At 35.3% G+C, this 11,820-nt stretch carries 10 protein-coding genes and 1 tRNA gene; 3 read left to right on the top strand and 8 right to left on the bottom strand.

All coding sequences use genetic code 11. The features are described from left to right. Window positions 1-95 precede the first annotated feature (95 nt). Together CSE_RS06365 and CSE_RS06360 are read left to right on the top strand one after the other, a co-directional pair. Window positions 96-278 (top strand): hypothetical protein, encoded by a 183-nt coding sequence (locus tag CSE_RS06365; protein ID WP_014453817.1) that lies wholly within the window; start codon window positions 96-98, stop codon window positions 276-278. A gap of 562 nt (window positions 279-840) precedes the next feature. After that, complete coding sequence (locus CSE_RS06360; protein WP_014453816.1) at window positions 841-2,061, top strand: MFS transporter; 1,221 nt, start codon at window positions 841-843, stop codon at window positions 2,059-2,061. Here the strand turns inward: CSE_RS06360 and CSE_RS06355 are convergent. From CSE_RS06355 to CSE_RS06320, 8 genes are all read right to left on the bottom strand, one after another. Further along, the gene (locus tag CSE_RS06355; RefSeq protein WP_014453815.1) at window positions 2,058-3,185 is read right to left on the bottom strand and encodes a pyridoxal-phosphate-dependent aminotransferase family protein; all 1,128 of its coding nucleotides are present in this window, start codon (window positions 3,183-3,185) and stop codon (window positions 2,058-2,060) included. The two genes, CSE_RS06360 and CSE_RS06355, sit on opposite strands and share 4 nt — an antisense overlap. A gap of 16 nt (window positions 3,186-3,201) precedes the next feature. Next, window positions 3,202-3,705 (bottom strand): ferredoxin domain-containing protein, encoded by a 504-nt coding sequence (locus CSE_RS06350; protein WP_014453814.1) that lies wholly within the window; start codon window positions 3,703-3,705, stop codon window positions 3,202-3,204. A gap of 2 nt (window positions 3,706-3,707) precedes the next feature. Beyond that, window positions 3,708-4,496: an SDR family oxidoreductase gene (locus tag CSE_RS06345; RefSeq protein ID WP_014453813.1), complete on the bottom strand. Its 789-nt coding sequence runs from the start codon at window positions 4,494-4,496 to the stop codon at window positions 3,708-3,710. 79 nt (window positions 4,497-4,575) lie between these two features. Next, a tRNA-Leu gene (locus CSE_RS06340) sits at window positions 4,576-4,665 on the bottom strand. A 38-nt stretch (window positions 4,666-4,703) separates the two neighbouring features. Beyond that, complete coding sequence (locus tag CSE_RS06335) at window positions 4,704-8,150, bottom strand: DNA polymerase III subunit alpha (RefSeq protein ID WP_014453812.1); 3,447 nt, start codon at window positions 8,148-8,150, stop codon at window positions 4,704-4,706. Window positions 8,151-8,152: 2 nt separating this feature from the next. After that, a complete protein-coding gene (locus CSE_RS06330; protein WP_014453811.1) occupies window positions 8,153-9,109 on the bottom strand; it encodes a hypothetical protein in 957 nt (318 codons plus the stop codon). Between the two features lie 41 nt (window positions 9,110-9,150). After that, window positions 9,151-9,807: an endonuclease III domain-containing protein gene (locus tag CSE_RS06325; RefSeq protein WP_014453810.1), complete on the bottom strand. Its 657-nt coding sequence runs from the start codon at window positions 9,805-9,807 to the stop codon at window positions 9,151-9,153. Window position 9,808: 1 nt separating this feature from the next. Then, window positions 9,809-10,777 carry an aromatic ring-hydroxylating oxygenase subunit alpha gene (locus CSE_RS06320; protein WP_014453809.1) on the bottom strand — a complete coding sequence of 323 codons (969 nt, stop codon included), beginning with the start codon at window positions 10,775-10,777 and terminating at the stop codon, window positions 9,809-9,811. Between the two features lie 148 nt (window positions 10,778-10,925). On the opposite strand from CSE_RS06320, the gene CSE_RS06315 reads away from it, so the two are divergent. Then, window positions 10,926-11,813 carry a hypothetical protein gene (locus CSE_RS06315; RefSeq protein WP_014453808.1) on the top strand — a complete coding sequence of 296 codons (888 nt, stop codon included), beginning with the start codon at window positions 10,926-10,928 and terminating at the stop codon, window positions 11,811-11,813. The last annotated feature ends 7 nt before the right edge of the window (window positions 11,814-11,820 follow it).

The raw sequence follows: 11,820 nt of genomic DNA, 5'->3' as shown, positions 1-11,820 counted from the left end.
AGACTTTATGTGTAAATTCAGCAAGAAACAAAGGCAGTAATAGGAGTAGAGGTATAGCGATATACAATAACCAAACAAAGAAAGAGAAAAATAAGATGTTAGATGAATTTGTGAAACTCACAGGATATTCAAGATGTTGTGCATCATATCTGCTACGAACATATGGAAAGAAAGTTGTTGTTGATTTTGGAGATAATCTAAAAGGAGGATTTCTCTATTCCCTTTATGCGACTTGCATACATACTGGATGGATAGAAACAAAAGCAATAACCTGTTAAAAAGAGCACAGGTTACAAAAGATTAAAAAACAAAGCACAGATATAGACATTCTATTACATTTACAAGGGCAAGACCTTATAGAAAGAAGGATAATTGCTTTAGGGAAAGAATGAAACTAATTGAAAAACAAACATTTGGAGCAAGGTATTAAAGAAGTGCGACAAACTTAAACATCAAACAGAAGAATAATTAAATCAAATGGTGTGTCTGAAGAAGTAAAAGAGCAACTTAGAAAAACATAAGAGGAATTGAATCCTCTTTTAGTTGAAAGGCAAATTGATAGAATCACTCAAGGGCTTTGAAAGGCATATGATAAAGAGATGAAAAAAGTGAAGAAAACAAAACAAGGAGCTAAAAACATCACTCAAAGACTTTCCTTTGACTCCGAATAAGTTAGTATACAATTTAGATAAGATAACTAGATAACATTTCGTAAAATCTGCTGAACGAATTACAGATTACAAAGGATTAAGAAAATTATATGAGGCAACGCGGAATTTTTAATTCAATATAGATTGGTTAAAATAGAAGTTTCTTATAAAATATCCTTGAAGGTTGAAAATGGGATTTAAAAAGTGGTTTATTTCGTTTGCACTACAAGGTGCGTCAATTTCTCTTTTTAACATAGTTATAAGTTTGTATGTTGTGCTTGCTCTACATGGCAACGTGCAGAATGCATCAATTGCGGTTGCATTGTTTTCGTTTGGAAACCTTTTGGGGTCAATTTCTGCAAGCATCGTATTGGATAGAGTTAAACGAGTGTCAATTTTAATTTACACAAGTTTCTTTGTTGCATCTTTCATAATGGTACTTATGGTGTTTGTTAAATCTATCTATATTTATTATCTTCTTTCAGTCCTTCTTGGAAACGTTATCTCTTTTACCGGTCCTGCGATGACTTTGCACCTTTCTAAAATTGAAGACGAAGGCTTTGTAAGAAGACAGATTAACAATTTAAATCTTTTTAATAGCATTGGTTCAACCTTAGGAATGCTTTTTGGGAGTTTTATACTTACTCTCATTAAAAATTTAAATGATATTTTCAAACTCAAGATGATATTTTTTATTTCTTCCATCCTTTTACTTACTAGTTCTGTTTTGACAATAGAGCGGGGAACACTGAAAGTTAGTGTTTCTCCACATCTTCGTGCTACAAAAATTCTTTTCCTTAAAGTTGTAAATTTTGCAAACGAATTTTTTAAAGTTGTTGACATAAGAAATCTCCCTAAGAATATGCGCCTTATAACAGCCTCTGTTTTTATGGCGTTTTTTGGTGCAAATCTTGTGTTTTCGGTATTTACGGTTTTTTTAAAGGAAGCGTTTAGAGTTTCTTCGCAATTTATATTCTTGCTTTATTCTGCAAATAGTTTTGCTGGAAATATTGCGTTTTTTCTTACAGGGAGATTGCTCATGACAAAATATGATCGGCTATTTATACGAGTTGTTTTATTTTTAAGAGGTATTCTTTTTATTTTGATTGGAGTTTTTGTTGTGTTTAAATTAGACTTTATGAGAGCATTTATATATGCAAGTTTTGTCTTCTTTGGTTTTACCTGGCCTTTCTTTTATATTCCCCTTACACTTGAAATTACAAATCTTGCACCTCACAAAGAACGTGGCAAGGCGTTAGGTATCTTTAACATGTCTATTAATTTTGCTGTAATACTTGCTTCGTTTGTTGCTGGTTTTATTGCACTTCACCTTGGATACTTTGCAACATTTATTATAGGAGGCACTCTCCTTATTTTGGGAGAGCGCCTCTTCACAAAAACTTTCTCTTAACTTAGAAAGGCATTAAGCACATTCCCTTTATTAACCTTTACACCTAATTCTTCAAATGTTTCTGCAATTTTTGAAACAGCAACAATCAATTCGTCTTTTGTAACGCTTCCCATATGTCCTATTCTAAACCCTTTTCCGTAAAGTTCTGCAAGCGTATTTGCAACAATAACACCTTTTTCTTTCAGTTTGCCTCTGAATGTTTTATCTTCAACTCCATCAGGGTAAAGGAATACGGACAGTGTTGGGGCAGGTCTTTTTGCAACGAGGGTTAATCCTATTTCGCTCATTGCATTTCTTACCCTTCTTGCAAGGTCTTCATGCTTTTTGAAATAGTTTTCAAGTCCAATATCAAAGATACCTTTGAGTGATTGATGGAGCGCAAAGAAGAGGTTTACCGATGGAGTTGCAAAGTATTTTGTTCCATCTTCCATAACTACCATCCACTTGAGGATATCTCCATAGTAAGTTCTTGGCTTTATTGACTTTCTTTTTTCAATCGCCCTTTCTGAGAATGCAAGAAGTGTCAATCCCGGTGGTGTTGCAAGTGCCTTTTGAGAGCCTGTTAGAATTACATCAATTTTCCAGTTATCAAACTCTTCTTTTACCCCTCCTGTTGCACACACGCCATCAACAACAAAAAGAGTTTCAGGACTTACTTCTTGAATTATTTTTGAGATGCTTTCAACGTCTGCAAGTACCCCTGTTGATGTATCAACATGTGTCAGAGTAACTGCAGTATAGTGTTTTTCTTTGAGTGTTTTTCTAAATAGCTCTAAATCTACATGTTCGCCTGGGTTTGGCTTTATTTTATTTACTTCTATTCCAAGGTGTTTTGCAAGTTCTTCAAAGCGATCGCCAAAATATCCATGAGACAATACAAGAAGATTATCATTATCTTTAAGGATGTTCGTTAATGCTATTTCCATGCCCAAAGTTCCGGATCCTGTTATTACAAAAGGGAAACCGTTTTTTACACCAAAGAGTTCTTTTACGTAAACCAAAATCTCTTTAAGCAAATTTGCAAATTCAACACTTGTATGCGAGATTACAGGTTGTGATAGTGCATAGAGTACATCGTCGCTTACAGGTGTTGGTCCTGGAATTAAAAGTAATTCTTTCATCATGACTTTCGCCTCCCTTTTATTTTCTATCAAAGAATGGATTTTTACCTGAAATACTTAAAGGTATGCCATAGGCAATAATTACATCATCACCGAGGATTTTTAAATTGATACAAGCTCTACCGATGGAATACATAACTCTATTATCAACGCAAAGATCTTTTGCAATTGACACTGCACTTCCGATTGCAATCCCTAAGTCTATTGCTGTGCTTTCTTTTAACACTGTTTCTTCGGATTCGCCATCTTCAAAGCCATGGGCCCTCTCTTTTGGTTTAGAGCCAATGATGACAACGACTTTTCCTTCAATATTCCTTGCATCCCTTATGAAGTATTGAAGATTTCGTTCCGTTCCAAATCTTATCATTTCTTCCCTAATCTTATTGAGTTCTTCACCGTACACTATTGCTGTTACAATTGAGTCAAGGCCGTTTGCTTTTGGTGCCGTGCGTGCCGCAACGCACATCTTTGTTGCAATGTCTAATACGACTTCGAATTCTTTTTCTGGATTTATCTTTAGCATTCTTATACCCCCTTTATGAATCCACCGTCGATTGGTAAAACAACGCCTGTAATGTATGAAGCCTTGTCGGAGGCAAGGAATGCAACGGTTGATGCAAATTCCTCAACAGTTCCGATGCGTTTCATCGGGATACTTGCAACCATTGCCGTTTGTGCTTCTTCAAAGGTTATTCCTTCTTTTTCAACTCGTGCTTTAAGAAGATTTTCTACTCTTTCTGTCATTGTATATCCAGGTGCAACCACATTTGCTGTAATTCTATACGGAGCAAGAGCGTTTGAAACAGATTTTATAAAAGCAACGACACCTGTTCTTGAAACATTCGAGAGGATAAGATTGTCAAGAGGTTGTTTGACTGAGATAGAAGTTGATGCAATAATTCTTCCCCAATTTTGTTTTATCATAAGATCTTTTACGCCATACACTGCATAGATTGTACTCATAAGATTGAGTTGAACTGCTTTAAGGTAATCTTCTGGTTTTACATCAAAAAATCCACCTGATGGTGGCCCACCTGCATTTGCGAAGAGAATGTGAATTGTACCGAATGCTTTTGTGGTCTCATCGATTGCTTTTATTACATCTTCTTCTTTTGTTGCGTCTCCTACACAAATGAGAGGTTCAACACCAGTCTTTTCTTTAATTTCTTCCTGTGCTTTTTTGAGATTTTCCAAGGATCGTGACATTATTGATACAAGAGCACCTTCTTCTGCAAGCTTCATGGCTACGCCTTTTCCAAGCCCTTTACTTCCTGCCATGACAAATGCAACTTTCCCTTTGAGACCTAAATCCATATAATCGACCTCCTTGAATGATATTTACAGAAATATTATATATCAAAATTGGGATTTATCTATGAATCTGTAATAAAAATGGTGCCGGGGGTGGGAGTCGAACCCACACGGAGCTCTGAACCCCTGCGGATTTTGAGTCCGCCGCGTCTGCCAGTTCCGCCACTCCGGCACTTAATGAATTATACATTTATTACAGGATTTTTTCAACTATTCAAGAAAGCCCTTGATTTCGTAAGAGCCATTTCCGAGGATTTCCTCAACTTTTGAGATAAAAGCCTTTGTTGGAATAACCGAAAATTTTGGTGAAGGATGAATTCTAACAATCATTCCATCGGTTCTCACATGCAGGATAATCGGTAAATCCCCTTTAAAATTAGTTGCAAGTTCTCTTAATTTTGCAAGTTTCTCTAATATTAATTTTGGGTCTTCATCGTCCATTGAAATTTTTATGTGGAGTGCATTGTTTGTTTCGTTTTTCTTGATGTCCTTTTCTGTAAAAAACCTCACAACATCCATTGCAAAAAATGTAATCGAATCTTCCTCTTGCCTTATTTCTCCCTCAACAACTGCAACGCCATCTCTATCGAGATATTCGGTGAATTTTTCGAGATTTTGAGGCATAACAAGACACCCAACTTTATTTGCACCATCTTCAAGGTCGAACCTTAATATGAAATTACCATTTTTTGTTTTAGATTTCTTTGCGTTGTTTATAACACCAGCAATTTTTACCTTATTTATTGTGGTTTCTTCGATTTGTAAAATGTCATCCTGCTCTTCGTTTTCAATTTCGTTTTCTTTTTTGAATTTTGAAATAACTTGAGATACAGTTTCAAAACCTTCGTCTTCAAGGATTCCAAGATATGCATTTATCGGGTTATCTGAAAGATAAAACCCAAAAGCCTCTTTTTCATATTTCAGGATATCTGCTCTTGTTGCATGAATTTTTGGTTTTGTTGATTGTGGCAATCCCCCGAACAGAGAAACGGTTGGCTCTGAAACAGTTTCTCCTTCAAGGAGTGCCTTCCTATCTTCACCCAAAGAATCAAAACAACCCGCTTTGATAAGGCTTTCCACGACTTTTTTATTTACTTTAAAGGATGTTGTCCTTCTTTCGAAATCTTTAAATGAAGAGAAAGGACCATTTGATATTCGCTCTTTTATGATTTCGTTAATCGAAGCCTCGCCAACATTCTTTATACCAAGAAAACCAAATCTGATACCATCATTTTCTACTTTAAAAAGCGCATCTGACTTATTTATATCAGGAAGATGTATATGTATACCTTTGCTTATTGCCTCGAGTAGAGTCTCTCTTGTTTTGTCTTCGTTCCCAATGTATGAATTGAGTATAGCGGTGAAATATTCCTTTGGATAGTGAGCCTTTAAATAGGCGGTTCTATAGGCAAGAGTTGCATAACTTACTGCATGCGATTTGTTAAAGCCATATCCAGCAAAAAATTCGATGAGGTCAAAGATTTTCTCCGCAACGTTTTTTTCAACACCATTTGCAACTGCTCTTTGTACAAAAACATCTCTTTGAGCCTTCATTATTTCTGGAATTTTTTTACCGATTGCCTTTCTCAAGGTGTCAGCTTCTGCCATGGTATATCCTGCAAGGGTATTTGCAATTTGCATGACCTGTTCCTGGTAAACGATAATTCCATAGGTATTTTTTAGAATTGGTTCAAGTTTTGGATGTGGGTATGTTACCTTTGTTTTTCCGGATTTTCTGTTAATGTACTCTTCAATTCCGCCTGCCTTTATTGTGCCAGGTCTGTAAAGCGCAACAACTGCAGTTAAATCTTCAATGCTATCAGGTTGAACACCCTTCAAAACTCTTCTCATGCCTGCACTTTCTAATTGGAAAACTCCAACTGAATCTCCGCGTTTAAGCATATTAAAAGTTTCATTATCGTCCTCAGGGATTTTATTTATGTCAATATCAATTCCTCTGGATTTGAGCATATCAATTGTGTCCTGAATTATTGTGAGATTCTTAATTCCAAGGAAGTCCATCTTAAGAAGGCCGATGTGCTCAACTACGTCCTTATCATATTGAGTTATAATGGAGTTATCCTTATCAACTTGAAGTGGTAGATATTCAGTTAATGGGGCATCACCAATGACTACTCCTGCTGCATGTGTGCCAAAGTTTCTTACAACACCTTCAAGTTTCAGTGCAACATCAAAGAGCTCTCTATAGCGGGGGTCTTCGTAGAGTTTTCTTAAATCTGGGAGTGAATCAAGTGCCTCTTTAAGTTTAAGTCCAGGAGGTATGAGTTTAGAGATTTTATCAGTTTCTTGATATGTGAATTTTAGTGCTCGACCAACATCACGGATCACTTGGCGTGCTTCCATTTTACCGAATGTCGCAATCTGAGCAACATGAGATTCTCCGTATTTCTTTCTTACATATTCTATAACTGCATCTCTTCCGCGATCGCCAAAGTCAACATCAATATCAGGCATGCTTATTCTTTCTGGATTTAGGAATCGCTCAAAGAAGAGGTTGTATTTGATCGGGTCAATTTCTGTTATCCCTAATGCATATGAAACAACTGATCCAGCGGCAGAACCACGTCCTGGACCCACAGGAATATCGTTAGACCTTGCATAGTTTATGAAGTCCTGCACAATGAGGAAGTAATCGGTAAATCCCATTTTTTCAATTACATCAAGTTCGTAACGTGCACGTTCCATAACTTCGTCTGCTTTGTCTCCGTATTTTTCCCGGATGCCTTTGAATGTCAGCTCTTCGAGGTACTCTTTATTTTTTGATGGATCCCAATTTTCGTCTTTCTTATAGACAGGCAGGTGATACGATGAGAAATCGAATTCGACATTGCACATTTCTTTAATAAGTTCTGTATTATAAACTGCATCTTCAAGACCATTAAATGCTTTAAGCATTTCAGATTCACTCTTTATGTAGAACTCGTCATTTGGAAAACGCATTCTTTCAGGGTCATCAACTGGCCTTAAAGTTTGAACGCAGAGAAGTATATCGTGTGCGTGTGCATCCTCTTTTCGTAAGTAATGTGCATCATTTGTTGCTACAAGTTTTACGCCTTCAGTATCACGAAGAGTTTTTGCTACTTCTATAACTGCCTTTTCCTCGTCAAGCCCATGGTTTTGGACTTCAATAAAGAAATTTTCTTTACCAAATATATCAAGATATTTATAGAGGGCTTTTCTAACTTCCTTTATATCTCCTTTTAGAGCCTTTGAAGAAATTTCTCCCTGAAGGCATGCAGTCATTGCGATAATATCTTCATTATATTTTTTGAGAATTTCAAAATCAATCCTTGGTTTATAATAAAAACCTCTTACATAACTTTCAGTAACAATTTTTGTAAGATTTTTGTATCCTTTGAGGCTTTTTGCAAGGAGTATGAGGTGATAACGCTCTTCATCTTTTTCCTTCTTTTCAACTCCGTTTGGAGCAATATAAACTTCAACACCTATAATTGGCTTTATACCTGCCTTTTTCATTTCCTCATAAAACTCTATAACTCCGTACATATTTCCGTGATCAGTAATGGAAACTGCATCCATTCCAAGTTCTTTAACTCGGGAGGAAAGCTCTGAAATCTTGTTCATGCCATCAAGAAGGCTATATTCAGTGTGAAGATGTAGGTGTGTAAATCCCATAATTATTCAACCTCCACTTCTATCCTTAAATTCGTGTTTATTTGCTCTTGCACAATGTTTAAAACGATGCTTGTTATTTTCGAATTATCAACCTTGAAAGACAATGATTCTGTAATTTCTCTCCCTTCAAAGGCTCCTGTCTTTGAGAGTAAAAATTCGTTGTCTTTAGCTTCCTTTAATTCCATTGATTTTAAAACATTTTTTAAATTTAAAAACTCTTCAATTACAGACTTTGCATAGGAAAGAATTGCTTTTTCCTCTTCAGTTGGTGTGCGTCCTTCAATTTCAAAGGTGCCATTTTTAAAGGAGTAAGTTAAATTACCATCAATTATAGCAAGCGTATCGCTCGATTTTTCAATCTTAAACTCTTTACTTATAGGGTTTTTATTAGCAATACCATTTATCTTTACTATAATCTTTTTGTTTGAAGTGCCTTGAAGCGGAAATTCAAGAGTATCAAGAAATTGTGAAAATGCACCTTTATCTACTGTAAGATTGATTACTATATGGTTTTCTCCATATTTAAACTCTACTTCTTTTGAAAATGGAACGAAAAATTTACTTTCAACAATTATGGTGTGTGTTCCTATCTCAACTGGAGATACGGTGAAAACTTCGTGTCCATTTGTAATTATGCTTGTTGGTTTGTAGTACTTATCGTCAATTTTTATTGAATTAACTTTTGCATTCGCTTCAAGCACAAGGTAAGCACTTGGCTTTAGGAAAAAATTAGTATTATCCTTATTTACCGAAATTGATTTTTCCTCGTAATTATTTGCGGAAACTTTATAAGTATTTGGAGGTAGTTTAATTTCTCCCTGGGCAATTTTTCCATTAATAATAACAGGGTTTATAGGCTTGCCTGTAATTTCATCAAAGAAATTTACCTTGTAAGAAGCACTGCAACCAACAAAATAAATCAAAGAGAATATCGTTAAAAATAAAATTATCTTTTTCATAGCGTTTAATTTTACACCAAAGGGGAAATCTTTCAAAATTTTTATCGGGACTTCGTTACTCCTATTTTTGGACAGAGAGGCTCAATGGGGCATTTTGAACAAAGCGGGCTTATAGGCTTACAGATATTTTGACCGAAGGTTACAAGGATTGGGTTAATGGTCTTCCAATATTTCTTTGGAAGGATTTTTCGCAATTCCATTTCTGTTTGCTCAGGGTTTTTAGTTTTTACCCAGCCAAGTCTGTTTGAAATGCGGTGGACGTGGGTATCAACGCAAATGCCGTAGTCATCAAATGCCTCAGTTATAACAAGATTTGCAGTTTTTCTTCCAACCCCTTTCAGTTTTAAAAGTTCTTCAAGGTCATTTGGGACACGACCATCGTATTTTTCAATAAGCGTTTTTGCAACTTCCTTAATTTGCTTTGCTTTTCTTTTGTAGAAGCCTACAGGATAGATGAGTTTTTCTATATCTTTTTCACTTAATTTAATAAGATCCTCAGGTGTTTTTACTACCTCAAATAACCTGTTTGCAGCTTCTTCTGTTGTCTCATCTTTAGTGCGCAAACTGAGAATTGTTCCTATGAGAATTTTAAAAGGGTCAAAGTCTCTATCTTTAATGCGAGTAACAACAGGAACACCTAAATTTTGCACAAATTTTTCGAGTTTTGGAAGTATTTTATCAAAATTGTAATTTTTCATATTAGTTATTTTGCTTTAAAAGTTCTTCCCTTCGTTTTCTATATTCAATTATTGGTAAGTCTCCTTGGACAAGGTTTTCATCCATTTGAAGTGCGCTTTTCTTTGGAATTTGCGTTTCGACGACCCTTCTATCCTGGTGAAGCACAATTCTATCGAATGGAATAGAAAGAGTTGCGATGAGTTTGTCAATAAATTTAATACCTGTAATTTTCACATACTGTCTTACATAAACAAGCGAATGCTCTTCATCAACTGGAACAAATGCCGCAACTATAAAGAATTTATCACTTATATGGTTTTGCCAAAAGTTTGGGAAGATAAATTCAAGATAAACTTTGCTTTTCTGTCCTTTCAATTCTTCTGGTTTTTTGGGTGGAGTTCCATCATCTTTTCTATTAAACACATAAAAACGCATTTTTTCTGAATCAAACCATTCAACAACAGGTCCATCTGCAACTGTTCTTCCGCCAATGCCAATCGTATTATGGTGCACGAAGGGAAGGTGTATCGGGTCAAGTTGATTTTCTATGCACCTTGAATAGTGTGTATTCCAAGGTTCATTTAGTTCATCGTATGTGAAACTGCCGTCAATCCAATCAAAAAACGGTATTTCGCCTGGTGCTTTACTTTCGTCACCATAAAACAAAAATATGAAGCCATTTTTTTCTTTCACTTTGTAACTCTTTACTTTGAAATTGTCAGGTACTTTTGAGGCTTTTCCGTTTGCAGGTATGAGGACAACTCTTCCACTTGAATCGTATTCAAATCCGTGAAATGGACACTGAATATGGTTATTTACAATTTTTCCCTTTGAAAGACTTGCGCCTCTGTGAGCACACTTATCAGCGATACATGCAATGCCATCTTTTGTTCTCCACATGACGAGTTTTTCACCAAATCTTTTAAGTCCAATGGGCTTGTCCTTCAGTTCTTTAGAAGATAACACGATGTACCACTGATTTTTAATCATAATCGCCTCCTTAGTATTATTGTATAGATAATCCCCAAAAATCCTATTAAGTAAAGAGTAATTTTATGGCCCATTACAAATAAAACAATTCTATAAGAAAAACGCAAATATCGAAATTTCATGGGAATTGTCTTATAATGTAATTGAGATGGACTACGATAAAATTTTAGAAAAATTGAAGAATACTGAGAATTTGCCTACCTATGATTTGCTTTTTGCTCTTGAGAAGTCAATCTTGAAAGAAGATGTCGAGATTCTCATTCATGAACTTGCAGTTTTTTCTGGACTTTCTCTAAGATTTATATATAGTTACGAAAATCCATTAATTTATGAGGACTTGCCTTATTTTGCATTCAATTTAAAGAAGTACCTCAATTTTGAATTAAATTTTTTTGATATTGGCACAATCGAAGATGTTGAACCTCCTTTTATTTTAATTCCACAAAATTGCCTTGCAATTGAGCGTATGAATGGTACTTTATTATGTGAGCATGTATTTGATAGATATGAATTTCCTCTTCACGAATTACAAAGCGAAAATAGAATTGCAAAACTCAACCCTTTTAGGATAGAGAGATTTATTTTGTACGAGCGATCTAAATTTAAAGATATCGTTTATGAAATTCATAAGAACTACTACGAAAGACCACAGAAACTTACCAACTACTACCTTGGAAAAAACGCATTCCAAATGTTTATTTCAGACCTTGAAGATGAGTCAAAGAGTTTCGTTTTGGAAAACAATCACATTTTAACAAGGACAATCCCCGACCAATTGACTGCTCTTTATGGACTTAAGGTGTATTTGCTAGGTGTTTATCACTTCCTTAAAAAAGACGAACAGAAAGTTTTATTTGAAGGAATTGATGCACTTAGCGATGCAATAATGTTTTTTAGAGAATTTGAGCGAGTTTCAAAAGATGCACTACTCCGAAATTCTTTTTTGTCTGAGACAAGGCGAAGATGCATAAATAGTTTTAAGAGATTTGTTGCAAGTTATGATCATTTTGTGTATATTTTAGAAAAATTTATTTAGGAGGCAG

Origin of the sequence: Caldisericum exile AZM16c01, assembly GCF_000284335.1 — a bacterium.
Lineage (GTDB): Bacteria > Caldisericota > Caldisericia > Caldisericales > Caldisericaceae > Caldisericum > Caldisericum exile.
The sequence above is the reverse complement of the archived record's forward strand: the minus strand, read 5'-3'. Positions and strand labels throughout refer to the sequence as shown.

Excerpts from the sequence above, each read along its gene's own strand:
- CSE_RS06365 (WP_014453817.1), top strand. The coding sequence starts at position 96 with ATGTTAGATGAATTTGTGAAACTCACAGGATATTCAAGATGTTGTGCA.
- CSE_RS06360 (WP_014453816.1), top strand. The coding sequence starts at position 841 with ATGGGATTTAAAAAGTGGTTTATTTCGTTTGCACTACAAGGTGCGTCA.
- CSE_RS06355 (WP_014453815.1), bottom strand. The coding sequence starts at position 3,185 with ATGATGAAAGAATTACTTTTAATTCCAGGACCAACACCTGTAAGCGAC.
- CSE_RS06350 (WP_014453814.1), bottom strand. The coding sequence starts at position 3,705 with ATGCTAAAGATAAATCCAGAAAAAGAATTCGAAGTCGTATTAGACATT.
- CSE_RS06345 (WP_014453813.1), bottom strand. The coding sequence starts at position 4,496 with ATGGATTTAGGTCTCAAAGGGAAAGTTGCATTTGTCATGGCAGGAAGT.
- CSE_RS06335 (WP_014453812.1), bottom strand. The coding sequence starts at position 8,150 with ATGGGATTTACACACCTACATCTTCACACTGAATATAGCCTTCTTGAT.
- CSE_RS06330 (WP_014453811.1), bottom strand. The coding sequence starts at position 9,109 with ATGAAAAAGATAATTTTATTTTTAACGATATTCTCTTTGATTTATTTT.
- CSE_RS06325 (WP_014453810.1), bottom strand. The coding sequence starts at position 9,807 with ATGAAAAATTACAATTTTGATAAAATACTTCCAAAACTCGAAAAATTT.
- CSE_RS06320 (WP_014453809.1), bottom strand. The coding sequence starts at position 10,777 with ATGATTAAAAATCAGTGGTACATCGTGTTATCTTCTAAAGAACTGAAG.
- CSE_RS06315 (WP_014453808.1), top strand. The coding sequence starts at position 10,926 with ATGGACTACGATAAAATTTTAGAAAAATTGAAGAATACTGAGAATTTG.